Annotated in this window: 23 protein-coding genes; 5 read left to right on the forward strand and 18 right to left on the reverse strand. The window is 70.4% G+C overall.

Annotation, left to right across the window (positions count from 1 at the left end; genetic code table 11):
• Window positions 1-39 precede the first annotated feature (39 nt).
• From ABZ664_RS26000 to ABZ664_RS26070, 15 genes are all read right to left on the reverse strand, one after another.
• Entirely contained in the window at window positions 40-1,023 is a 984-nt protein-coding gene (locus tag ABZ664_RS26000) for a hypothetical protein (protein ID WP_362515155.1), read from the reverse strand.
• Window positions 1,024-1,242: 219 nt separating this feature from the next.
• A complete protein-coding gene (locus tag ABZ664_RS26005) occupies window positions 1,243-2,139 on the reverse strand; it encodes a hypothetical protein (protein WP_362515157.1) in 897 nt (298 codons plus the stop codon).
• Window positions 2,140-2,276: 137 nt separating this feature from the next.
• The gene (locus tag ABZ664_RS26010) at window positions 2,277-3,170 is read right to left on the reverse strand and encodes a glycosyltransferase family 2 protein (protein ID WP_362515159.1); all 894 of its coding nucleotides are present in this window, start codon (window positions 3,168-3,170) and stop codon (window positions 2,277-2,279) included.
• Window positions 3,171-3,221: 51 nt separating this feature from the next.
• Entirely contained in the window at window positions 3,222-4,745 is a 1,524-nt protein-coding gene (locus tag ABZ664_RS26015; RefSeq protein WP_362515161.1) for a lipopolysaccharide biosynthesis protein, read from the reverse strand.
• 67 nt (window positions 4,746-4,812) lie between these two features.
• Window positions 4,813-5,856 (reverse strand): hypothetical protein, encoded by a 1,044-nt coding sequence (locus ABZ664_RS26020; RefSeq protein ID WP_362515163.1) that lies wholly within the window; start codon window positions 5,854-5,856, stop codon window positions 4,813-4,815.
• Window positions 5,853-7,229, reverse strand: a complete 1,377-nt coding sequence (locus ABZ664_RS26025; RefSeq protein ID WP_362515165.1) for a DUF4910 domain-containing protein — start codon at window positions 7,227-7,229, stop codon at window positions 5,853-5,855. The genes ABZ664_RS26020 and ABZ664_RS26025 overlap by 4 nt, the downstream gene beginning before the upstream one ends.
• On the reverse strand, window positions 7,226-8,260 hold the full coding sequence (locus tag ABZ664_RS26030) for an SDR family oxidoreductase (RefSeq protein WP_362515167.1): 1,035 nt from the start codon (window positions 8,258-8,260) through the stop codon (window positions 7,226-7,228). Before ABZ664_RS26030 ends, ABZ664_RS26025 begins: the two co-directional genes overlap by 4 nt.
• Window positions 8,261-8,267: 7 nt before the next feature.
• The gene (locus ABZ664_RS26035; RefSeq protein WP_362515169.1) at window positions 8,268-8,918 is read right to left on the reverse strand and encodes a PIG-L deacetylase family protein; all 651 of its coding nucleotides are present in this window, start codon (window positions 8,916-8,918) and stop codon (window positions 8,268-8,270) included.
• Window positions 8,915-9,844 (reverse strand): sugar phosphate nucleotidyltransferase, encoded by a 930-nt coding sequence (locus ABZ664_RS26040; RefSeq protein ID WP_362515173.1) that lies wholly within the window; start codon window positions 9,842-9,844, stop codon window positions 8,915-8,917. The genes ABZ664_RS26035 and ABZ664_RS26040 overlap by 4 nt, the downstream gene beginning before the upstream one ends.
• The gene (locus ABZ664_RS26045; protein WP_362515176.1) at window positions 9,841-11,259 is read right to left on the reverse strand and encodes a class I SAM-dependent methyltransferase; all 1,419 of its coding nucleotides are present in this window, start codon (window positions 11,257-11,259) and stop codon (window positions 9,841-9,843) included. The genes ABZ664_RS26040 and ABZ664_RS26045 overlap by 4 nt, the downstream gene beginning before the upstream one ends.
• Before the next feature lie 120 nt (window positions 11,260-11,379).
• Window positions 11,380-12,237, reverse strand: a complete 858-nt coding sequence (gene rfbD / locus ABZ664_RS26050) for a dTDP-4-dehydrorhamnose reductase (RefSeq protein WP_362515179.1) — start codon at window positions 12,235-12,237, stop codon at window positions 11,380-11,382.
• Window positions 12,234-13,376, reverse strand: a complete 1,143-nt coding sequence (rfbB, locus tag ABZ664_RS26055; RefSeq protein WP_362515181.1) for a dTDP-glucose 4,6-dehydratase — start codon at window positions 13,374-13,376, stop codon at window positions 12,234-12,236. The genes rfbD and rfbB overlap by 4 nt, the downstream gene beginning before the upstream one ends.
• Window positions 13,373-14,440 (reverse strand): glucose-1-phosphate thymidylyltransferase, encoded by a 1,068-nt coding sequence (locus ABZ664_RS26060; RefSeq protein ID WP_362515184.1) that lies wholly within the window; start codon window positions 14,438-14,440, stop codon window positions 13,373-13,375. Before ABZ664_RS26060 ends, rfbB begins: the two co-directional genes overlap by 4 nt.
• On the reverse strand, window positions 14,440-15,948 hold the full coding sequence (locus tag ABZ664_RS26065) for a sugar transferase (RefSeq protein WP_362515491.1): 1,509 nt from the start codon (window positions 15,946-15,948) through the stop codon (window positions 14,440-14,442). Before ABZ664_RS26065 ends, ABZ664_RS26060 begins: the two co-directional genes overlap by 1 nt.
• Window positions 15,949-16,139: 191 nt before the next feature.
• On the reverse strand, window positions 16,140-16,508 hold the full coding sequence (locus tag ABZ664_RS26070; protein ID WP_362515187.1) for a hypothetical protein: 369 nt from the start codon (window positions 16,506-16,508) through the stop codon (window positions 16,140-16,142).
• 480 nt (window positions 16,509-16,988) lie between these two features.
• On the opposite strand from ABZ664_RS26070, the gene ABZ664_RS26075 reads away from it, so the two are divergent.
• Window positions 16,989-17,300, forward strand: a complete 312-nt coding sequence (locus tag ABZ664_RS26075) for a barstar family protein (protein ID WP_362515191.1) — start codon at window positions 16,989-16,991, stop codon at window positions 17,298-17,300.
• On the opposite strand, the gene ABZ664_RS26080 is transcribed toward ABZ664_RS26075, so the two are convergent.
• Window positions 17,210-17,551, reverse strand: a complete 342-nt coding sequence (locus tag ABZ664_RS26080; protein WP_362515195.1) for a hypothetical protein — start codon at window positions 17,549-17,551, stop codon at window positions 17,210-17,212. The genes ABZ664_RS26075 and ABZ664_RS26080 overlap by 91 nt on opposite strands.
• A 276-nt stretch (window positions 17,552-17,827) precedes the next feature.
• Between ABZ664_RS26080 and ABZ664_RS26085 the strand changes: the two genes are divergently transcribed.
• Both ABZ664_RS26085 and ABZ664_RS26090 read left to right on the forward strand, forming a co-directional pair.
• On the forward strand, window positions 17,828-19,843 hold the full coding sequence (locus ABZ664_RS26085; RefSeq protein WP_362515198.1) for a nitrate- and nitrite sensing domain-containing protein: 2,016 nt from the start codon (window positions 17,828-17,830) through the stop codon (window positions 19,841-19,843).
• The gene (locus tag ABZ664_RS26090; RefSeq protein ID WP_362515201.1) at window positions 19,840-20,268 is read left to right on the forward strand and encodes a DUF742 domain-containing protein; all 429 of its coding nucleotides are present in this window, start codon (window positions 19,840-19,842) and stop codon (window positions 20,266-20,268) included. Before ABZ664_RS26085 ends, ABZ664_RS26090 begins: the two co-directional genes overlap by 4 nt.
• Window positions 20,269-20,329: 61 nt before the next feature.
• Here ABZ664_RS26090 and ABZ664_RS26095 read toward each other — a convergent pair whose 3' ends face one another.
• Window positions 20,330-20,821, reverse strand: coding sequence for a GNAT family protein (locus ABZ664_RS26095; protein WP_362515205.1), 492 nt, complete (start codon window positions 20,819-20,821; stop codon window positions 20,330-20,332).
• Between the two features lie 186 nt (window positions 20,822-21,007).
• A complete protein-coding gene (locus ABZ664_RS26100) occupies window positions 21,008-21,550 on the reverse strand; it encodes an anti-sigma factor antagonist (RefSeq protein WP_362515208.1) in 543 nt (180 codons plus the stop codon).
• Window positions 21,551-21,759: 209 nt separating this feature from the next.
• Here ABZ664_RS26100 and ABZ664_RS26105 point away from each other — a divergent pair, with 209 nt between their 5' ends.
• Both ABZ664_RS26105 and ABZ664_RS26110 read left to right on the forward strand, forming a co-directional pair.
• Window positions 21,760-22,077, forward strand: coding sequence for a hypothetical protein (locus ABZ664_RS26105; RefSeq protein ID WP_362515212.1), 318 nt, complete (start codon window positions 21,760-21,762; stop codon window positions 22,075-22,077).
• 480 nt (window positions 22,078-22,557) lie between these two features.
• The gene (locus ABZ664_RS26110; protein WP_362515215.1) at window positions 22,558-23,958 is read left to right on the forward strand and encodes an FAD-binding oxidoreductase; all 1,401 of its coding nucleotides are present in this window, start codon (window positions 22,558-22,560) and stop codon (window positions 23,956-23,958) included.
• The last annotated feature ends 16 nt before the right edge of the window (window positions 23,959-23,974 follow it).

Below are 23,974 nucleotides of genomic sequence, written 5' to 3' on the forward strand. Positions count from 1 at the left end.
GCGGGTAGCCGTTCACATGTCGTCGCTACGTGTCGTGGTCTATGTGTCGTCGTCCGCGTGTCGCTGTCGTCCGGGTGTCGCCGAGGGCGCCGGGGACATCACCTCCGCCGGGTACACGGTGACCTGAGGCTCGGGGGCACCTCTGCCGTCGCGGCTTCCAGGTCCCCTGCCGCTCTTGCCGTCACGGCTCCCACGGCCGTTGCCCTCCCTGTCGGCCGCGGGCTCCCCGTCTTCCTCGCCGCCCTCGCGCGCCCGGCCCTTTTCCTGATGGTCACCGGGACTCGTCTCGTCGGTCCGGCCTGCCCCGGCCGTCTCCATGGGCAGGGCGGGGGCCGTGTCCGGGCGGGGCTCGTCGGGCCTCCCGGCCTCGGCCCTTCGCCGGAACACCCTGCGGCGCTCCACCGCGTACGTGGCGCCCAGCCCGAGAAAGACGACGGCGAACGCCGCTCCACCCGCGGCCTGCCACGTACCGCTCCGGTTCATCACGGGGAGGCCGGCGGGCACCACCTCCACGAACCCGATGAAGGTGGAGCGGGGGGCGCCGAGCACCTCCTGCCTGCGGACCAGCTCGGTCCTGAGGCGGAACTGGGTTCTGGCCATGATCGTACGGGTGACCTCGGCCGAGTCGCTCTCCACCTCCACGTACACGAACGGGCCGTTCATGAGGATGCCCAGCATGTTGGGGTTGGTGCGTCCGTCGTTGATCGTGACCTCGACGGGACCGTCCTTCACGATCCCCAGTTCCGTCGCGACCGCCTCGGTGTTCATGGACAGGATGAGGATGCCCGCCGTGGTTCTGAGGCCGTCGCTGAACTGCAGCAGCGGGTTGCTCCGCCCCAGCGGCTTGGCCGGGTCCGTCGTTCCTCCCGCGGGGGGCGTGGTCAGCACCATGGAGGCGCTCGACACGTAGCGCGGGGGCACCAGGAAGAAGACGACCACGGCGGCGAGGAGCGCCATGCCGACCAGCGGAAACCCGACCCGCTTCCTTTTGGCGAGGTCGAGGATGGTCTTCCAGAACTCCACTACGTCGTCCCCGCTCCCCCGAGCGCGCCAGACGCCCAGGACACGATGCGTATTGGTCGCGGCACACGAACTCCTTGTCACTACGGGCGTCACCGGGCGTCACCCGGCATCACGGCGTCGGTGTCACGGTCACGGCGTCACGGTCACGGCGTCACGATGTCGGCGACGTCACGGCGTCGGCGTCACGGCCGTGTGGCCGTGTGGCCGTGGATCCGCCGCTCACCCGACCCTGCTCAGGGCCTCCGCCTCGTACTCCAGCGCCAGTTCCTCCGGCATCGGGTCGAGGTCGGAGCAGCGTACGAAGTCGCGCAGGGTGGTGCCGGTGCACTTCGCGTCCACGTTGCGTGCGCCCCGGTGGGTGCGCACGTCGTCGATGTTCACCGTGCGGAAGTCGATGCTGAAGCGGGTCCTGCCCGAGGTGTTGGGCACCGTGGAGTGCAGCTGGGCGCCGGAGAACAGCATGACGCCACCCGGCTCCGGCACCACCCGCACCTGCGGGTCGAGCACGACGGCCTCCTCGGGACGCGGCTGGTCCCTGGTGTCGCCGCGCACGTGCTGTGCGGCGGTGAGACGGCTGGTCCTGTTCCACTCCGCGTAGTCGTAGCGCGCGCTGCCGTTGCGCACCGGGCTGGCGAAGTACTGGGGGTGGAAGGCCATCACGTTCTCCGGGACCACCTCGAAGACGGGGATCCACCAGTTGAGCTGGTTGAACGGGGCCGAGTACCAGCAGTCACGATGAGGATGGAAGGCGTAGGAGATGCCGGAGGTGAGGTAGTCGTGGGAGGTGGAGGTGCGCAACCGGGGCACGTCGAAGTAGGTGCGGTCCAGGTCGCAGCCCAGCTCCTCCAGCACCGCGGGCAGCAGTTCCTTGCACCGGGGATGATGGATGAAGCGGGGCTTGAGCCGGGCGAGCAGGGCGGCGAACTCCTCCACCGGCATGTCGAACTGCGCGGTCTCCGGGTCACGTTCGCCGAACGCCTCGGCGATCAGCTCCCTGGCGAAGAGGGCGAGCAGGGTGGAGGCGGGCGTCGCCGAGTAGACGAAGACCTGCCCTTGGTAGAGCAGTTCCCTGCGCGTGTCGTCATCCACCAGGCTGTTGGAGAAGACGGTGGTCACGGGGTTCTCCTTTCTGGAATCACTGGTCTGGGATCACCGGGAGGGACGGGGAAGGTCCTGGATCTCGGAATTCGAGGTCCCCGGTTTCGAGGCTCGGGGGTCCGCGGCTCGGCGACGGCCTCACGAGTGAACATCGCTCACCGTCCACCGGGGACGAACCCCGAGGCGAGCAGCGCGAGCCTGCGGCCCCGGCGGGCCGCGGTGAGCCGCTGGCGCCGCGCGTACATGCCGAGTACGGCGGCGCGGGCGCGGTGGCGCTGGTCGGCGGTGAGATCGGCCTGCCGCAGCCAGCGGAACAGTTCCGCGCACTGCAGGACGGTGGAGCAGCGGGCCCGCCAGGGCGGCACGTCGAGTCGTCGGGCGATCGCGGAGAGGCTGTCGTGCTTCCAGTTGCGGTGGGCGAGGACCTCGGGGACGTGTCCCCACGGTCCGGCGAGAGCGAGCTTCGCCGCGAACACCTCGTCCTCGCGGAGCATGTTCCGCCGGGGGATCCTCGCGAGGGGGTCGCGCCGCAGCGTGCCGTACAGCGGGTCGATGAGCAGGTGACTCTCGTTGAGCAGCCCCAGCATCTCGGCGAACCGCTCGACCGGGTCGTCCGAGGTGAGTCCGGAGCGATCGAGGGGAGTGGTGGTCACGGTCCCGTCGGGGCCGGTGTAGGCGACCTGCGTGGTGACCAGGACGAGCCGGTCGTCCTCCGCGAACGCCTGGAGAGACCGGGACACGCATGTGGGCTCCAACCGGTCGTCGTCGCCCACCCAGCGGAAGAACGTGCCCGCCACCAGCTCGGTCGTACGAACGAAGTTGTCGAACAGGCCCACGTTCTCCGGGTGCCTGCGATAGACGATCCGGTCGTCGGTCGCGGCCAGGTCGCGGCAGATCTCCTCGGTGCCGTCCGTGGACGCGTTGTCGGAGATCACCAGCTGGAGGCGCTCGTGGTCCTGGCCGAGCACCGAACGGATCGCGCCCTCGATCCGTCCGGCCCCGTTGCGTACGGGAAGCACGATGGACACCAGCGTGTCGGAGTTCTCCATCCGACCTCTCCTCTCGCAGATCTCGTCGGTCTCGTGGGTTCGGGTGTTCCGTCAGCGGGCGCGGGCGGGGACCACCCGTGCGCCCAGCTGTTTGAGCCGTGTCATGGGTACGGCGATCAGGACGTACGCGAGCAGTCCCCCGCCTCCGGCCACGCAGAGCTGGACGAACGCGGAAACCGCGGTCACCCCGCCGCCCGTCAGCCCGTCCGTCAGGCCGGTGAGCGTCGTCGTGACGGCCGCCGCGACCACGGCGCCCAGCAGCGGGCGCAGGAGGGCGGGCAGGATCGGGGCGAGACGCACCCCCGCGCGGCTCAGCATCAACGCCGACACCGGCAGGGCGACCAGGACGCCGGCGAGCGCGTGCCCGACCGCCGCGCCGCGGATGCCGTACCAGTGCGTGCCCACCCACAGGGCGGGCACCAGCGCCACGGCCCAGGCGAGGTTCATCCACACGGTCGCCTTGGTGGCGCCCGCCGAGGTGAGGATGTCGAAGGCGAGGGAGGTGAGCATCCGCACGACCATCAGGACCGCCAGCAGCGCCAGGACCCCGGCGGCCGGAGCCCACTTCTCGCCGTAGAGGAACGCCACGATCGCCGGGGCCAGCGTGGCCGTCACCACGGCGACCGGCAGCACGAACGCGACCAGCAACGGCACCGACCGCTGCACTCCCAGCGACAACGACTCCGACCGCTGCTCGGCCAGCCGCGAGAAACTGGGCACGGTGACGTAGCGCAGGGCGGTCCCGATCACGCTGGGCACCCAGCTGGAGACGTTGAACGCGAGCAGGTAGAAGCCGAGGGCGACGGGGCCGAGCACGGCGCCGACGATGACGTAGTCGGCGTTCATCAGCACCGCCTCGATACCGAGCCCCAGGGCCAGCGGTGCCCCGAACCGCAGGAGCCTGACCGCCACCTCCCGGTCGAAGCCGACGCGGAACGGCAGCCCGGCCCAGGCGAGCACCAGCGCGCCGGTGACCGTGTTGGCCGCCACCTGCCCGCAGGCGAAGCTGTAGGCACCGGCACCGTTCGCGGCGAGCGCGATGGCCACCCCGGCGTTGACCAGCGAGCCCGCGATGTTGGCCTTGGTCAGCCTGTCGTGCCCGAACCCGCGCATCAGCGAGCCCGCCCGCACGGCGGTGACGCCGTCGATGAGGATGATCACGGTGAGCAGCCGGACCACCGGGGTGGCCTCCGCGCTGCCCGCCAGCTCCGCGAAGTACGGGGCCACCACCCAGAAGATCCCGTACATCCCCGCGCTGAACGCCACGGCCATCACCGTCGCCGTCGGCGCCATCTCCTCGACCCTGCCCCGCCACTGCACGGTGGCGGCGATGATGCCGACGTCGTTGACGTGCATGACGAAGGTGGTCGCGGCGAGCGCGATGGCGTAGAGGCCGAAGTCCTCGGGCACGAGGAGCCGGGCGAGCACCAGTCCCATGACGAAGGTGGTCGCCTTCGTGCCCAGGTTGCCCAGGAGACTCCAGCGCAGCCCTCGACCGGCCTTCCTGCCGATCGTCCCGACCTGCTCACCGGCGTCCCCGTCCTGTTCACGGTTCGGCTCGGTCCGCTGCTCCATCCGTGTCTTCCGCCCGTCTCTCCGTCTGATCCGTCTGTTTCGCCGTCTGTTTCATGGGACGGCCCGCTCAGCCGGGCTCCTCGACGCGTTCGAGCCAGATCTCCCGCCAGAAGGGGACGAACTCGCGTGGGCAGCTGACGTTGTACGCGCCCGCGCAGATGACGTCGTCGAGGATGATGCAGGGGTTCTTCATCCGCAGCATGCGGCCGGTCTTCTCGTCCAGACACTTCTCGACGCGGGCGCTCACCCGCGCGACGTGGCCGCAGTAGCGCGACATCTCCTCCTCGAACCCCATGCCGCGGTTGAGCAGGTCGTCGTTGAGCGTCTTGAGGATCTCCTCCTTGGACTTCACCCGGACGAGCTCTCCCGGGCGCAGGTCCAGGCTCAGCGTCGGCGTGGTGGGCCCCGCCTCGCCCCTGACGAACCCCCAGCGCATCCCGCCCTTGATCCACATCCACCTGGGCAGGATGCGCTTCGCCACCTGCTGGAAGCGGTTGAACAGTCCCACGAGGAACGAGCGCAGCATCCAGGGCACGCCCACGTTCCCGCTGCGCACGTCGGTGACGTACTGCCTGACGTCCTTGAAGGGCAGGCAGGTGGGTGCGGCGCGCAGCAGCTCGGTCGCCTGGCAGGAGAAGCGCTCCTCCCCGTCGGGGCCCGGCTCCTTCCTGGTGGCGGCCCGCAGGATCGGCAGCAGGGGCCTGCCTTCGGCGAGACCGTTCTCGCCGGTGGAGACAGGGGCGGGGGAGGCCGGCGAGTCGGGGTCCACCCGCTTGAGCCAGGCCTCCTTCCAGTAGAACTGGCAGGCCGTCTGGCAGCCGCCGTGCGCCTGCCCGTCGCAGCGGGCACCGGTCAGGTGGACGGCGCGCTCCATCCGCCGCATGCCGCTGCCGCCGATCGTGTCGCAGAGCTTGTGCGCCACCTTGTGCACGGTGAGCCGCCGCCCGCAGAAGGCGAGCATCTCCGGCATGAAGGGCAGCTGGTCCAGCTCCCCCTTCTCGTCCAGCGTGGCCATGATCTCGGCCTCGCCGAGCACCTCCACCGTCTCGCCGACCCGGAGGTTGAGCGCCACGCTCGCCCGGGAGCCCGTCACTACCTGGAACCGCGTCACAGCGAACACTCCTTGAGAAGTCCCGAACCACGAAGGGCCCCCGCCGCCTCCGCCACGGCACGGAAGGGAAGATCCGAACGTTCCGCGATGTCCAGGAGGCTGTGCCTCCCGTCGGAGAGGTTCAGCACCCACAACATCGCCATCTGGGTCTCCTTGGTGTCGCTGCGCCCGCCCAGCGACCCGTACAGGCCCCGCCTGCCCAGCTGCGGTTCCCCGTACGGGCTGAGGTTGAGGTAGGCGCGGTTGTCCTCAAGCACCCGGGTGACCTCCCAGCAGGTCTCCAGGGTGTCGGCCATCGCCTCGGGAGAGACGAAGTCCGGGTTGTCGGCGGAGGTGTGATACTCCGGGTAGCCCGCGTACGGGGTCCTGGTGAGCGAGCCGACGGGCAGGTCGAAGCCGGGCGAGCAGAACTGCCGTTCGTCGTAGCCGTACGGGGAGAAGTCGACGACCGTGTGGGCGCGCCCCGAGCTTCGCAGGACGTGCCGGACGGCCCTGTCGATCTCGGCGTCGCCCTGCCTGCTGCGCTTGTACGTCAGCGGGCCGCGGTCCCCCGCGCAGGCCAGTACCAGGCCGTGCCTGATCCGGCTCGCGCGCTCCCTGTTGCGCGCCAGCCAGCTGATCGCGCCGATGGTGCCCGGCGCGAACAGGAAGCGGTAGGTGTACCACGGGTCGGCGCCGGCGAGCCGCCGCGCGAGCCTGACCGCCACCGCGATGCCCGCCAGGTTGTCGTTGGCGAGCGAGGGGTGGCACACGTGGCAGGAGACGAGCACCTCCTCGGCGACCCTGCCGGGCACCACGTGCTCGCCGTAGGTGAGGTGCCCGTCGGCGAGCGTGGAGTCGATCATGACCTCGTACGGCCCGTCCTCCAGGCTCTCCAGGGTGTCGTGGGCGAGGCAGAAGCCCCACGTCTCCGCGTAGTAGCTCGTGCGGTACGGGATCAGGGAGGGCTGCTCGGGGAGCGTGTGCAGGTGTGGCCGGAGCTCGTCCAGGGTCATGGTCGCCGCCACGGGGACGCTGTAGCCGACCACGTGCAGGTTGGAGGCGGCGAAGTCGACGACCCTGGTCCCCGAGGCGTCCTTGACGTAGGCGTCGCGGATGTTCCACTCCCTGGGCACCGTCCAGTCGAGGACCTGGGTGCCCGTCGGCACCTCGCGGACCTGCAGGCGGAGGAACTCCTCGACGATATCCAGGGTGCGGCGCACGCCGTCACCGGTGATGCTCCTGCAGAGCGGGTAGAGCCGCTCCACGAGGTCGTGCATCTCCCGCGCCTCGCCGTTCTCCACCTCCGACGTCTCGCCGTCGCCTCTCACCCCCGGCGCCGCGCCGCCGTACTCCGCTCCCGGTGTCCGTCGTTCGCCGCCCTCGCCCGTCATCGTTCACCGTCCCGCCGTGGTCGCAGCGCGCCGTCGACGGTTCCGGTCTCGCGACGGGCCGACAGCCACGCCAGCCGGGTGAAACGGCGCCGGAAGGCGTCCTCGGTCAGGCCGAACCGCCCGTACGCCTCGACCAGCTCGACCGCGCCCGCCTTCACCGTCCACAGCGCCCGGTAGCCGGGGAGCGCGTCGCGGATGCGGGAGAAGTCGACCCGGTAGGAGCGCGGGTCGGCCCCGGCCTCCCCGGTGATCACGACCTCGGAGCCGGGCACCGCCTCCGCGACCTCGGCGGCGATCTCCGCCACCGTCACGTTGTTCTCCTCGGTGCCGACGTTGAACGCCTTCGCGTGGACGGCGTCGCGCGGTGCGTCCAGTGCCATCGCGAAGGCGTTCGCGATGTCGGCGGCGTGCACCAGCGGGCGCCACGGGGTGCCGTCGGACAGCACCCTGACCTCCCCGGACAGCAGCGCGTGCCCGACGAGGTTGTTCAGCACGATGTCCGCGCGCAGCCTGGGCGAGAACCCGAACGCGGTGGCGTTGCGCAGGAACACCGGGCTGAAGTCGTCGTCGGCCAGCGTGAGCAGGTCGTTCTCCACCCGGACCTTGGAGTCGGCGTACGGGGTGACCGGGCGCAGCGGCGCGTCCTCGTCGACCAGGTCCGAGCCTGAGGCTCCGTAGACCGAGCAGGTGGACGCGTACAGGAACCGGCGCACGCCCGCGTCGCGGGCCAGCCTCGCCAGGCGCACCGCCGCGCGGTGGTTGATGTCGTAGGTCAGCTCGGGCGCGAGCGCGCCCAGCGGGTCGTTGGAGAGCGCGGCGAGGTGCACCACCGCGTCGACCCCCGCCAGGACCTCGGGGGTGACGTCCCGCAGGTCGACCGCGTGTCCCCGCGGGTCGTCGGGCGCGGGCCCCAGCAGGCATCCGGCGAAAAGCCCGGAGTCGAGCCCGGTCACCTCGTGGCCCGCGGCGGCGAGCACCGGGGCCATCACACTCCCCAGGTAGCCCTGGTGCCCGGTCAGCAGCACGCGCATATCCGGTTCAGCCTCCAGCCAGATCGAAGGTCAGCTTGTTGACGTGGAACGCCTCGGCGTAGCGGGCGTGGCACTCGATCCCGCGGATGCGGGCCAGTCCCAGGAACGCCTCGCGGTCGTACCAGGAGCGGTGGCGCTGCGACGGGTAGTGGCGGTGGAGCAGGCCCACCTTCGCCTCGGCGATCTCCGGGGTGAGCGGCTGGTAGGTCGTGGGCCGCCCCAGGTCCCCGTCCCATTTGGCGATCTCGTAGCCGAGCACCTGGTGATCGCGGAAGGCCGTGGGCACCAGCTTGGCCAGGCCCCGGTGGTCCTGGTGGGCGTCGGCCGGGTTCGGCGCGAACAGCAGGTCGGGGTCGGTACGCGCCCGCAGCTCCTCCACCGCCTCCTTCGCCTCCTCCCAGCGCGCGGGCAACCGCCCGTCGGGCAGCTTGAGCACGGTGAGCCGCAGGTCGGCGCCGGGGCAGAACGCGTCGAGCGCGGCGCGTTCCTCGTCCTCCCGCTCGGTTCCGCCGCCGGAGAGCACCAGGGCGTCCACCTGGACGCCGGGGCGCGCGGAGCAGAGGGTGAGCAGGCTGCCGCCCGCCCCGATCGCCAGGTCGTCGCAGTGCGCGGCGAGCAGCGCGATCCGGGCCGTCCTGGCCGCTCTGAACCGGATCACGTGACCGTCACCGCCGCGGGCCCGCCTTCGAGCACCGCCGCCGACTCGTACCCCGGCGCCTGCCCGAGCACCGGCGCGGGCTCACGCTCCGGGGCCGTCACGGATCCGGGTACGGGGTCGCGTTCCGGGGCCGTCACGAGTCCGGGTACGGGCCCGCGCTCCCACAGTGCCCAGGGGCGGTCGCCGCGCGAGTACGCCTCGTCGAGGGCCACCCGCTCCTTGACCGTGTCCGTGGGCCGCCAGTAGCCGCGGTGCGGGTAGGCGAGCAGCCTGCCGCGCTTGGCCAGCTCCGCGCAGCCGTCCGCGACCAGGTCGCCGCCCTCCGGGATGTGGTCGAAGATCTCCTGGCGGAGCACGAAGTATCCGCCGTTCACCCAGAGCGGCATCTCGCTGACCGGCGTGATCCCGCCGACCGTGCCGCGCTCCCCCAGCTCGATGCAGTGGAAGGTGTCGGCGGGCGGCACCACCATCATCGACGCGCCCGCGCCCGACCGGGCGAAGCGGTCGACGATCTCCGGCAGCGGCGCGTCGGTGAGCACGTCGGCGTAGTTGGCGAGGAACATCTCCTCGCCGTCCAGGTGGTCGCGGACCCGGCGCAGCCGCTCGCCGATCGGGGAGGCGATCCCGGTCTGCACGAACGAGATCGACCAGTCGGAGATGTCGGTGGACAGCAGCTCGACCCTGCCCGCGCGCAGGACGAAGTCGTTGGACGTCGTCTCCTGGTAGTTCAGGAAGAAGTCCTTGATGTGGTGCGCGCCGTACCCCAGGCAGAGGATGAACTCCGTGTGCCCGAAGTGCGCGTAGTAGCGCATCACATGCCAGATGAGCGGCCGGGGCCCCACGAGCTGCATGGGCTTGGGCACGTCACCGGGGGTGCCGGCCCGCATCCTGGTGCCGTATCCGCCGCAGAAGAGGACGACCTTCACGGGTTCACCTCGACGATCTCCAGATTGGGGATGGGGAAGACCAGCCGGCCTCCCCAGGCGTGCACGAAGGACAGCTGGTCGACGAGCTCCTCGCGGAGGTTCCACGGCAGGACCAGCACGTAGTCGGGCCGCTCCTCGGCGAGCCTCTCCGGCGGCAGGATCGGTACGCGCGTGCCGGGGGTGAACCTGCCGTGCTTGTACGGGTTGCGGTCGACGGTGAAAGGAAGCAGGTCGGGCCGGATGCCGCAGTGGTTGAGCAGGGTGTTGCCCTTGCCCGGCGCTCCGTAGCCCGCGACGGTCCTGCCCTCGCGGGCGGCGTCGAGGAGGAAGCCCAGCAGGTCCCGCCGCACCCGCGCCACCCGCTCGCCGAACTCGGCGTACCCGGACAGCTCGTGCAGACCGGCGGCCTTCTCCGCCGCGAGCAGCGCGGCCACCCGCTCGCTCGGTCCGTCCGGCGACCCGTTCCGCTCGCCCGACCCGTTCTGCTTGTCCGAGCCGTTCCGCTCGCCCGAGCCGTTTCGCTCACCCGAGCCGTTCTGCTCGCTCGGCCCGTCCTGTCCGCCCGGCTCTCCCCGGACGCCCGGCTCCCCCAGGACGCCCCACTCTCCCCGGATGCCCTGCTCCCCCTGCGCGTCCACGGCCTCCAACGGTCTCGCCCACAGGCGGATCGAGCCCCCGTGCGTGGGCAGCGACTCGACGTCCACGAGAGCGAGCCCGCCGGCGGCGAGGGCGCGCTGGGCGGAGGCGACCGTGTAGTACTGGAAGTGCTCGTGGTAGATCGTGTCGTACTGGTTACGCTCCATCAGGGTGAGCAGGTGCTGGACCTCGATGGAGACCCAGCCGTCGTCGGCCACGAGGGCGCGCAACCCCCGGGTGAAGCCGACGATGTCCGGGATGTGGGCGTAGACGTTGTTGGCGACCACCAGGTCGGCGGGCCCGTGCTCCGCGCGCACCGAGGCGCCGGTCTCCGGGCCGAGGAACGCCGTGACGGTCGGCACCCCGGCGTCCCTGGCGGCCTGGCCGACGTTCTCCGACGGCTCGACGCCCAGGCAGCGGATGCCCCGCTCGACGACGTGCCGCAGCAGGTATCCGTCGTTGCTCGCCACCTCGACCACGAACGACCCGGCCCCCAGCCCGAGCCGCTCGGCCGCCCCGCGCACGAACTCCCGCGCGTGCTCCACCCACGAGGTGGAGTACGAGGAGAAGTAGGCGTACTCGGTGAAGGTCTCCTCCGGGGTGATCATCGGCGGGATCTGCGCGAGCCAGCAGTCGGTGCAGACCCGCAGGTGCAGCGGGTAGGTGACCTCTGGCTCCTCCAGCTGCGGCTCGGTGAGGAACCGCTCGCAGGGCGGTGTCGCCCCGAGGTCGACGACGCTGGCGAGGCTCGTCGAGCCGCACAGCCTGCAGGTTGTCATGAATGCGCTCCCTCGCCGCGTGACGCGGTCCGACGGTTCTTCGACTGGGTCGTTCTCGTGCCCGGCGACCGGGCCCCGCCCGGCCCCTCCCGTGCCCGGCCCTCGACACGGACGCCCCCGCTAGCCCGCCGCGAGCACACGGGACTCCCTCAGCGCCTCTTTCCAGTGCCGCATCGGCGGCAGGCCCGCCCTGGGCCAGCCGTCGTGCCCCAGCACGCTGTACGCGGGCCGGGGCGCGGGACGCGTGAGGTCCTTGGAGGGGATCTCCTTCACCCGGCCGGGATCGGCGCCGAGCAGCGTGAAGACCTCCCTCGCCAGGTCGTACCAGCTCGTGTGGCCCGAGTTGGTGGCGTGGTAGACGCCGGGCGGCGCCTCACTCACCGCCAGGTCGACGATCCTCGCCGCGAGGTCACCGGCCCAGGTGGGCTGGCCGAACTGGTCGCCGACGACCTCGGGGGCCATCCCCTCACCCTCCAGGCGGATCATCGTGCGGACGAAGTTGTGGCCGGTCGCGGCGTAGAGCCAGGCCGTGCGCACCACGTAGCCGCCGCGCGGCAGCATCTCGAGCACGGCGCGCTCACCCGCGAGCTTGGTCCTGCCGTACGCGTTGACCGGGCAGGGCCGCGCGTCCTCGGGGTAGGGGTCCAGCGCGGTGCCGTCGAAGACGTAGTCACTGGAGGGCTGGATCATCCGCGCGCCGACGCGCCCGCACGCCTCGGCGAGCGCGCGCACCGCGGTGCCGTTGACCGCGAGCGCCTCGTCCTCCCGCGTCTCCGCCTCGTCGACGGCGTTCCACGCGGCGCAGTTGACCACGACGTCGGGCCTGCAGGCCGCGATCAGGTGGTGTACGGCGGGCGTGTCACAGAGGTCCAGCTCGTGCCTGCCGAACGCGAGGAAGGGGTGTTTCTCGGCACGCAGGCGGGCCGCCAACTCGGTCCCGAGCATGCCGGAGGCACCGATGATCATCCAGCGGGTCATCCGGCCGCCCCTCCTCGCCGTCCGTCCACCGCACCGGCCATCCCCGCCGGACCCGCCGGACCGGCCGAACCGGCTGGACCGGCTGGACCGGCTGGACTCACCGAGGCCGCCGAACCGGCCGCGCCCACCGGCCCCGCCGGGCCGGCGCCCGCCTCCTCCGCGGCGGCCTCCCACCAGCCGGGGTTCTCCTCGTACCAGCGGACCGTCTCCGCCAGGCCGCGCTCGAACGGCACGGACGGCCGGTAGCCGAGCGCGCGGAGCCTGGAGTCGTCCAGGGAGTAGCGGCGGTCGTGCCCCTTGCGGTCGGGGACGCGCTCGACCATGTCCCATCCGGCGCCGCAGGCCTCAAGGAGCCGGGCGGTGAGCTCGATGTTGCTCAGCTCCGCCGTACCGGCGATGTGGTAGACCTCGCCGGGTTCGCCGCGCTCGGCGACGATGCGGATGCCCGCGCAGTGGTCTTCGACGTGGACCCAGTCGCGGACGTTGCCGCCGTCACCGTAGAGCGGGACCCTGTGCCCCCGCAGGAGGCGGGTGACGAAGAGCGGGATCAGCTTCTCCGGATACTGGCGGGGGCCGTAGTTGTTGCCGCAGCGCGTGATGGAGACCGGCAGGCCGTGGGTGATCGCGTACGCCTGGGCGACCATGTCTCCGCTCGCCTTCGCCGCGGCGTAGGGCGAGCGCGGGCCGAGCCGCGCGCCCTCGTCCCAGGAGCCCTCGTCGATCGACCCGTACACCTCGTCGGTCGAGACCTGCACCACCCTCGGGGTGCCCGCCTCCAGGCAGGCCTGCATCAGCGCCTGCGTACCGAGGACGTTGGTCCTCACGAAGTCGGCGGCGCCGTCGATCGACCGGTCGACGTGGGACTCGGCGGCGAAGTTGACGACGAGGTCGTGGCCGGGGACGAGCCCCGCCAGGAGTTCGGTGTCGCAGACGTCGCCGTGCACGAAGTCGTGGGGCGTCCCTTTCAGGTTGGCCCGGTTTCCCGCGTAGGTGAGCTTGTCGAGGACCGTCACGGCGGTCCCGCTCGCGGCGAGCAGGCGGGCGAAGTGGGAGCCGATGAATCCGGCTCCCCCGGTGACCAAAACCTTCGACGGAGTTTTCGACGGAGTGGAGGTCGTCCCGCTGTCGGCTGTTGTCATGAACTGATCTGGACCTTGCTGTGATCGCCCAGCACGAGGCGGTGGGCTCTGGGGGTGGTGGGGGCGGGGGTGACCTCGACGTCGTGGCCGATGAGGGACGCCTCGATGCGCGAGACCCCGGCGATCGAGGACCTGGGCAGGACGATCGAGTACTCGATCTCGCTCGCGCTGATCGCGCAGTCCGCCGCGATCGAGGTGAAGGGGCCGATGTAGCTGTCGCGGATCCGGGCTCCCGGGCCGATGATCGCGGGTCCGACGACGCGGGACCGCTCGATCGTGGCACCCTCCTCGACGACCACCCGGCCGATCAGCTGGCTCGCCTCGTCGACCAGGCCGTCCAGACGTGGCCGCAGGGACTCCAGCACCAGCCGGTTCACCTCCAGCATGTCGGTGACGTTCCCGGTGTCCTTCCAGTAGCCGGAGATGAGGGAGGACTCGACCCTCCGCCCGTCGGCGATCAGCCAGTGAAGGGCGTCGGTGATCTCCAGCTCTCCCCGCCACGACGGCTTGAGCTCGGCCACCGCCTCGTGGATCGCGGCGGTGAACAGGTAGACGCCGACCAGCGCGAGGTCGCTCTTGGGTACGGGCGGTTTCTCCTCCAGGCCGATCACCCGGCCGGTGGCGTCGAGTTCGGCGACCCCGAACTGCCGGGGATCTCCGACCTTGGTGAGCATGATGTGGGCCGCGGGCCGCTCGCGGGCGAAGCGCTCGACGACGTCGTTGATGCCGCCGACGATGAAGTTGTCGCCGAGATACATGACGAAGTCGTCGTCGCCGAGGTAGTCGCGGGCGACGAGCACCGCGTGGGCCAGGCCCAGCGGCGCCCGCTGCCGGACGTAGGTGACCTCCAGCCCGAACGCGCGGCCGTCGCCGACGGCCGCCTCGATCTCGGCGTACGTGTCGCCCACGACGATCCCGATCTCACGGATGCCCGCGGCGGCGATCGCCTCCAGCCCGTAGAAGAGCACGGGCTTGTTGGCGACGGGGACGAGCTGCTTGGCGGAGGTGTGGGTGATCGGCCGTAGCCGGGTGCCCGACCCTCCGGCGAGCACGAGTGCTTTCACTAGTAGGCCCCTTCTCCGCCGGTCACGGCGCCCCAGGTCTTCCAGAGGATCTGCAGGTCCAGAAAGAGCGACCAGTTCTCGACGTAGCGGAGGTCCAGGCGAACCGACTCCTCCCAGGTCAGGTCCGAGCGCCCGCTGACCTGCCACAGGCCGGTCATGCCCGGGCTCACGACGAGGCGGCGGCGTACGTCGGCGCCGTACTGCCTGACCTCGTCGGGCAGGGGAGGGCGCGGACCGACGAGGGACATCTCGCCGCGCAGCACGTTGAGCAGCTGGGGTAGCTCGTCGAGGGAGTATCGGCGCAGGAAGGCACCCACGCGGGTGATTCTTGGATCGTTCCTAATCTTGAAGAGGACACCGTCGAACTCGTTCTCGCGCTCCAGGTCGATCTTGAGCTGCTCCGCATCGACCACCATCGTGCGAAATTTCACGACCTGGAACTCTGTGCCTCCCTTACCTACCCTGACCTGGCGAAAGAGGGCGGGTCCCGGGCTCGTCGCGCGAATCAGCCCGGCGATCACCAGCATGGGCGCCCCCAGCACCAGGAGGGCGAGACCCGCCCCCGCCCGGTCGAACAGGCTCTTCGCCAGTCGCCGGGCGCCGCGGAAGTCGGGGTGCTCGACATGCAGGAGCGGCATGCCCGCGACCGGGCTGATGCTGATGCGCGGGCCCGCCACGTCCATGAGCGCGGGGGCCACGAACAGGTCGGTGCGGGCGTCCTCCAGCCCCCAGGCGAGCCTGCGCAGCGCGGCGCCGTCCAATTCCGGACAGGCCAAAACCGCGACGGCGTCGGCGTTGACCTCGGCCACCACCGTGGGCACGTCGGAGAAGTTGCCGAGGACCGGAACCCCGTCGATCTCCACCAGGTCGGGGCCGGCGGGCAGGCACGCGGCGACGACGGTCATGCCGTGGTGCGGCTGCCTGCGCAGCTGCATCACCAGGTCGAGCACCGACTCCCGATGGCCGACGGCGACCACATGGCGCATGTAGTCGCCGCGTGAGCGCCTGCGGTGAAGCCGCTTGCGCATCCGGTAGCGGAAGAAAAGCGTGAGGGTGAAAGCGAGTGGGAACATCGCCATGACAAAACTCCGGGCGATCGGAGTTTGCGTGACATACGCACCGATCGCAACCGCCGCCGTCAGGCCGGCGGCACCATTGAAAACCGCCCGGAATTCGTCCGTACCCTCACCGTGCGTACGCTGGCGATAGGCGCCTCCGGACGCCAGGGCGAGCGGCCAGATCAGAGCGAGACCCAGCCCGAGCAGGGCCTCCTCCACCGGAATGAAGGCGCCGAACCACAGCCGAACGCCCAGAACGGCCTCACAGGCGATGACAGAGCACGCGATATCCCCGGCAAGAAGGATACGGACATAGGATCGCGTCCAGATGCTTGGATCGGTGCGTGCGGGACCTTTGAGAAGCCCGACGGCGAGCTCCTCGGTTTCCACTCTCATATCATCCCGTCCCACCCGAGATGCCCCGCGGCAGCCAAATAAGGCGCCGCGCATCTCATTCAATGGTTGACAGCATCCCCTAATGCATCAGGAGCGTGGATACCCTAGGAAATCCTAGTGATCACCATTGAGTAGGGGAATACCGACCACTGTCCACTATTGGCCGAAGTACGGCAGAGATGGCATCTTGACGGAACGATCCAAACGTGTAAGTTTGGCCGCTGCATTTGGGAGCAATGAGGGAATCAGTCGTATTCAAAATCCGGGAGAGCAGAAGGTGGTTCTGGACTGCGCCATACGACGACATAATCGTCGGGCGCGGACTCCACCGCCGCGCCGAGCCGGTCGAGGTCGAAATCCGGGAGATATCGAAGACGGGCGAGGAAGGTCGCATCGGTCGCCGAGTGGGGCACCACACACCCCTGACCTTGTCGATCGAGAAGGATGTACAGAATGTCCGAGTCGTCTGAGCCGTCCGGGTCCGTATCGCCCACTATCCGCACCTCGACGACGTCCTCCCACGCGAGGGCGTCAACGCTGCCGTCCTCGTAGTGACGGGCCACGCCTTCTTCGGTGACATATACGTAGGAGTCCGGCACTGAGTTGCCGTGCATGGGCGCGATTGTGACGACTTCAGGGCTCCGCGTGCAATAGAGCCATGCAAGTCGGTCCCCGATGATCACCCCGACTGTGATCGAGACGCCCCGCGGCCACCTCCCCCGCCAGCCGCTCGGCCAAGCGACGAGCGGCTCGCCAGGCAGACGTGCACGCCAAGCGACGAGCGGCTCGCCGGGCAGACGTGCACGCCAAGCGACGAGCGGCTCGCCGGGCAGATGCTCAACCAGGCCGTGAGCAGCGAAGACACGCCCGTCACCCCGTTTTCGCGGGTTCGCGCGCGGGTAGTTCGGCGGGGTGAGATCTCCCAGAGACAGTGCCGACCACGCAGCTCAGGGGGCATGGCCGATGGTGACCAAAGGCGCCGCCCACGAGACCGGCGACCGCACGGACATGCCCGCCGTCACCCGCGGGGGGCGACGATGACCACGGTGTCCAGGGGAACGTTTCGCCATGGGCCGGCCACGGAGGTCCGGTCCATGCTCGGCGGCGCCACGCCGCACCCGCTGGACGGCGTGAAGATCACCACTTCGGCCGAGGCGATGGACACGATCGCCGAGGCCCTCGACCTGCCGGGCACCTTCGGGCACAACCTCGACGCGCTCTACGACGTGCTGACCGACCTGTCGTGGCTGCCACCGGGCGAGCACGTGCTGATCTGGTCGGAGCCGTCGACGCTCCGGGCGGAGGACCGCCCGGCCTACGACGCGATTCTCACCGTTCTCTCCGAGGCCGTCGCCGACGGCGCGACGGGAGATTCCTTCTTGTCCGTCCTGATCCTGACCGACTGAGCCGTCGCCACGCAGTGGGCGCAGAAGACACCCTGCCTGCCCTCGGGACAGCTGCAGTGCCAGCGGAGGGTCTCGTCGACGAGCCGGAAGTCGACGCACGCGGCGCCGTCGTCCACCTCGGCGGTCACCCGCGGCGGTCCGAACCTGACCAGCTGCACCGCTCCCGCCCTCGCCAGCTCGCCGCCGCGGGCCAGCGCCGCCCGGTCGGCGCGCTCGGCCTCGGTTTCGATCAGGTCCGCGATCTTCCGCATCGTCGGCCCCCTCCTGTTCGACCATCTCAGAGACACTCATGAGGGACTCGTGATTCCGGGCCGACCATGAGGTGCTCGTGGTTCCGGACCAACGTAACGTGATAAATCATCTCAACGTGACTCACGTGCACGCCTGGTCCCAAGTGACCCACATTGCTATGTTTGGCCATTGTTAACCACGCATCTCAAGGTGTGCGAGGTATTATGGCCAGCCGAAAATACTCAATCAGGGTAAAGATTTTCGCCTTACTCTTGGTACCTATTATATCCCTTGTAGTGATTTGGGTATTTGCGGCCAGCCTCACGGTGCAGGACGGGCATGAGTTACTCAAGATCCGTAGCGGTTACGAGCACGTGGTCGTACCCACCAGGAAGGTGACCACCGCGCTCCAGCACGAGCGGATGCTGTCGCTCTCCGTCCTGGGAGACGTCGGCGTCCCGCGCTCGCAACTGGACGCCCAGCGCCTGCGGACGAACGGCGCCCGAGCCGAGCTGGAACAACTCACCGCCGAAGCCCGTCCCGACGTCACCCCCGCCACCTGGGACCGCCTGAGCGGGCTCCTCGCCTCGCTGAACCGGCTCCCCGAGATCCGCAGAGGAGTCGACACCCGTACCGAGCCCCGGTTGCGGGTCCTCGACGCCTACAGCGGGATCATCGCGGCCGCCTTCGACACCTACGAGAAGATCCGGATATCCGCCGACATGGAGCTGACCGACCAGACGCGGGCCGTCGTCATGGTCGGGCGGAGCCGCGAGATGCTCAGCCAGCAGGCCGCGCTGATATCGGGAGCCGCCGTCGAGGGGACCATGAGCCCCGGGGAACGCGCGAGGTTCGGTCAGCTGGTCACCGGCCGCAGGCTCCTCTACTCCATGGGCTTCGACCAGCTCGACCCGGAGTTCCAGTCGCTCTACACCCCGCTGCGCGACTCCTCCGACCACTCCTCGTTCGAGAGGATCGAGGAAGCCGTCGTCGCGTCGGCCGTGCCCGAACCCGCCTGGGCCGGCGTCGCCGGACGGCTCTCCGACGACTTCGACAGGCGGGCCGGGGACGTCGGCATGCGCATCAGCGAGCGGACGGCGCCCCTCGCCGGGGACATCATGGTCCGGATCGGTCTCGCCGGAGGGCTCGGCCTGGTCGCGGTCGGGCTGTCCGTCTTCGTCTCGGTACGGTTCGGCCGGAGGCTCGCCGGTGAACTCGTCGGCCTCCAGCAGGCGGCGCTCGATCTCGCGGGCAAGCGGCTGCCGGACGTGGTCCAGCGGCTCCGGCGGGGCGAGGACGTCTCCTCGGAGGCTCCCGAGATCAAGACGGGTGGCACCACCGAGGTCGCCGAGGTCGCCAGGGCGTTCTCCTCCGTACAGCGCACCGCGGTCGAGGCCGCCGTCGGCCAGGCCCGGATGCGCAAGGGCGTCAACAAGGTCTTCGTGAACCTCGCCAGGCGCAGCCAGTCCCTGCTGTACCGGCAGTTGACCATGCTGGAGGGCATGCAGCGGCGGACCGACGACCCGGCGGCCCTTGAGGACCTTTTCCGCCTGGACCACCTCACCACCCGGATGCGCCGCCACTCCGAGGGCCTGCTCATCCTGTCCGGTGCCGCTCCAGGACGGGGATGGCGGGACCCGGTCACGATCTACGACGTGGTCCGCGCCGCGGTCGAGGAGGTCGAGGACTACCCGCGCGTGACGATCGGCGTCCCGCACGGCCCGTCCGTGGTCGGCGCGGTCGCCACCGACGTGATCCACCTCCTCGCCGAACTGGTCGAGAACGCCGCCATGTTCTCCCCCCCGCACACCTCCGTACGCGTCCACGGCGACACGGTCGCGAAGGGCTACGCCATCGAGGTCGAGGACAGAGGGCTTGGCATCTCCGCCGAGGAGACCGCCCGGCTCAACGCGCTGCTGGCCGACCCGCCCGAGTTCGACCTGGCGGACAGCGACCGGCTCGGCCTGTTCGTCGTCGCGCAGCTCGCCGTCCGGCACGACATCCGCGTCTTCCTGCGCCCCTCCCCCTTCGGCGGCACCACGGCGATCGTGCTGCTCCCCGGCGAGCTGGTGGTCGAGCCGGCCGATCCCCGGTTCATCCACTCGGTCGAGGTCGAACGGTTACCCCCGGGCGACGAACTGCCCAGACGGGTGCGCCAGACCGTACCCGCGGAACGCCCCTCCCGGGGGAACTCGATCGCGGGAACCCGGGAGACCCGCGAGGGCGGAGGCGCCGTCCCGAGCGGCGTGTCCGGAGCGCTCCCCGACGGACGGCGACGCGCCGGGCAGACCGGGCAGGAGGATGGACCGTGACACAGGAGCGCCCGATCGACCGGGAGCACGGCCCGATCATCCGCCCCTACACGATGACCCGCGGCCGGACCAGGGTCACGGGAGCCCATTTCGACCTCATGTCCGTGGTGGTGGCGGTCGACCACCACCGGGGGCCGCGGCCCCCGGCCGGACGCGGTGACCGGGCGGCGAACGGCGTGGTGACGGTCGGCGACCCCCACCAGGGGCTGCAGCCCGAGCACCTGGCGATCCTGAACGCCTGCCGCGCGCCGACCCCCGTCGTCGAACTGGCCGCACGGACCGCCCTCGCCGTCGGGGTGCTCCGGGTGCTCCTCGGCGACCTGCGCGACAGCGGCCTGATCGCCGTACGGCCCCCGGCACCCCCGTCCGCGATCCCCCGCGAGAACCTGCTCCGTGATCTCCTCGCCGGTCTCAGAAGCCTCTGAACCACCGTCTCGTCAACGATCGAGGGGCCGCCGACGTACCCGAGGACCGCCGCTCGATCGGTCAGTCGGTGGCCAGGCGGGCGTGCCGCTCCACGTCGTAGCGGACGCCCTCGTAGCTGATCTTGGCCCGCTCGACGCCCTCGGGCAGAAATCCGGCCCTGGTCGCCACCGCGCAGGAGGCGGTGTTACCGACCCGGTGTGCCAGTTCCAGGCGGAACAGGCCCCGCTCCCCGAACGCCCACTCGGTCATCTTCCTGGTGGCGGCCACGGCGACCCCCCGCCCCCTGGCGCGCGGGAGCGTCCAGTAGGAGACCCAGCCGGTGCCGTGCGCGTCGATGTTGCTCACCGCGACGTTTCCCACGACCTCGCCGTTGGAGACCACGGCGAACGCCCGCGCGTCGTCACGAAACCCCCACAGCCCCATCCACTCCAGCGCCGCCTGCGCGGTGTCGATGGGCCGGGCCGCCTGATCCGCCATGTCCGGAGAGGCGAACGCGTCGAGCACGACCGGCATGTCGTCGGGTCGCCATCCGCGCAACTCCACTTCCGTCATTCGTGCAGGGTAGTACCCGTCGACCGGCCCGTGAAGTGCGCGGACACCGAATCCGGCGGGAGAGGAGCGGCACCGTGCGGCCGGGGTGGGCCATGAAGGAGAAACAGATCTGGTGAGAGCGGTTTCAGGGGCGACAGGGCGGTCCTCACCGCGGCCGGCCATACCGCCGCCATGAAGGGCCTCGTCTCAGCACGGGCCGGAGGAGGGCTCCGCGTCCGGTGCGGATGGGGCGGCGGATGGCGGGGGCTCCGTGCCCGGGGCGGATGAGTCCACGGACCGTGGGACCTCCGCATCCGAGGCCGCAGGGGTCATGGGTGGTGGGACCTCCACGTCCGGGGCCGCAGGGGGCACAGATGGCAGGGCCTCCGCATCCGAGGCCGCCGGGGTCACGGCCCGCAGTGACGCGGGGACGTCGGGGTCGAGGGAGAACGCGCTCGCGAGGCCGGTGACCGTCAGGATCCGTTCCAGAACCCCGTGAACACCGACCAGCCGTAGGCAGCCCCCCGCCGCACTCGCGCGCCGCTGGAGCTCCAACATGGTCCACAGACCGGTGGAGTCGCAGAATCTCAGAGCGGTGACATCGAGGATCAGGTGCCCCACCCCGTCGTCCAGCTGCGTGACCAGGACATCACGGAGCCGCGGGCTGGACAGCTTGTCCAGCTCACCGGCGAGCACGATCACCGAGGCGCCTTCGTGCCTGCGAACCGAGAGATCAAGCCGCGTCGTCATCCCCACGATCCTTATGCCGGTTGAGCCGAGGCTATTTTAAAGATCTTGGTGAGAAGACCCTCTCCGGCCAACTGCAACCCGCCCGTAAGCGAATCGCGTCCTGGGCTTGGGACCCTCCGGACCCGGCGCGCGGCTCCCACGTACGGAAATCGTTCACATCGGATGGGAGGTCGCAGATAGATCTAGGGCGTGTGGGGCACTCAGCAGCTATGAGCGACGATTCGGAGAGCCGCGACTTCACCGGGAAGGGGCTCGGCGACGAATTTTCTGACCGACCGAAGACAATGGGAGAGATAGCCGTGAATCTGGCTGTTAGCGAATCACTCGCCAATCACGGTCACCACGCGCTGGTCAACGCCCACGAGGCGGCGGCGAGCAGCCACCAGCTCATGGCCGAGGCGGGGGTGGGCGATGTGGAGGAGCATCTCGATCTAGCGCGATGGCATCGCTGGTGCGCCATCGTGGAAGATCAGCTGGCCGACGAGGCGGATCAACGGACTCCCGCCACGCGGAAAAAGGACCACTGAACACGACGGGCGACACCGAGGGGGACCACCGGCGCGGGGACCCGGCAGGAGATCGGCTCACACGGATCTTCTCGGCCGGCACGACACCGCGGTGTTCAAGGCACCACGGATCTTCTCGGCCGGCACAACACCGCGGTGTTCAAGGCACCACGGATCTTCTCGGCCGGCACAACACCGCGGTGTTCAAGGCACCACGGCCCAGGGCGCCGGTGGATCTTCTTCACCCGCTCGGCATGCGCCTGGGCCTTGTCGAGTAATGCCTCGGCCGAGTGCCTGACCCGCCCTCCGTCGCCCACGGATCGAGCGCCCCGAGCGCACGCCGCCAAACCGGAACACGACCGTCTCGTCCTACCGGAACCCCCGAGCAGCCGCGATACCAGTGGTAATACAGTCATCTCCAAGTGCCGGATGCGAGAAATGAGGGGCCGTCCGATCGGCACCGGGCCCCCCACCCGCACCACGAAGCACTGGAGAACGCTCATGACCACCGTCTTTCCCCCGGCGGAAGACCTCGGCGGAGGGCTGGCAACCCTGCGCCACCAGGTCGTCGGCCCTGTCCTGACCCCCGGGCAGGACGGTTACGACGAGGAGATCGCCGGATTCAACACCGCGATCCTGCACCGGCCCGCCCTCGTCGTGGGCGCCACCGGCGCGGAGGACGTCGCGGCGGCGATCCGCTTCGCGGCGGCTCACTCCCTTCCCGTCGCCGTACAGGCCACTGGCCACGGCGCGGTCCAGGCGGCCGACGGGGCGCTGCTGATCAACACCTCCAGGATGCGCGAGGTCACCGTCGACCCGTCCGGCCGCAGCGCGCGGATCGGCGCCGGCTCCCGCTGGGCCGACGTGATCGAGCAGGCGACCCCGCACGGCCTGGCCCCCCTGAGCGGCTCGTCGTCGGGTGTCGGAGCGGTGGGCTACACGCTGGGCGGCGGCATCGGCCCCATGTCACGAACCTTCGGTTTCGCCGCCGACCACGTACGGGAGATCACCGTCGTGACCTCGGACGGCACGATCCGGGTGACGGACCGGAACACGGAGCCCGACCTGTTCTGGGGGCTGCGCGGCGGCAAGGGCAGCCTCGGCGTGGTCACCTCCATGGTCGTCGACCTGTTCCCCGTGTCGACCCTGCACGGAGGCTGCCTCTACTTCAGCGCCGAGGACACCTCGGCTGTCCTGCACGCCTACCGGACCTGGACCGACACGCTGCCGGAGACCACGACCACCTCGGTGGCGATGCTGCGCCTGCCCCCGCTGCCCCAGCTCCCGCCGCCGCTGCGCGGGCGTTTCGTGACCCACCTGCGCTTCGTCCACCTCGGCGACGCCCAGGAGGCGGAGGCCCTTCTCGCCCCGATGCGGGCCGTCGCCGAGCCGATCTTCGGCGAGATCGGGCAGATGCCGTTCGGCGCGATCGACTCCGTGCACAGGGACCCGGTCGACCCCCTGCCGGCCTGGGATCGCGGCGCCCTCCTCCGCGAGCTCGGCGAGGAGACCCTGGAGGCACTCCTCGCGGTGGCGGGCCCGGCGGCCGACGTGCCCCTCACCGTCGTGGAACTGCGCCACCTGGGCGGGGCGCTGGCCCGCGAGCCGCACCTGCCGAACGCCGTGGGCGGGCGGGACGCGGCCTTCTCCCTGCTGGTGATCGGCGCTCCCGTGCCGGAACTGCTGGACACCGTCATCCCCGCCGTGGGCGGTGCCGTGATCGACGCCCTCGCTCCCTGGCAGACCGGCGGGACGCAGCTCAACTTCCACGGGTCGGCGCTCGCGCCCGCCGACCTGTCCCGCGCGTGGCCGCAGCCGACGCTGCGCAGGCTCGCCGCCCTCAAGGACCACTACGACCCGACCCGGATGTTCCGTTTCGGCCACGTCGTGCCCCGCGTCTGAACGTCACGTTCACGAG

This window comes from Streptosporangium sp. NPDC006930 (assembly GCF_040635605.1).
Classification (GTDB): Bacteria; Actinomycetota; Actinomycetes; order Streptosporangiales; family Streptosporangiaceae; genus Streptosporangium.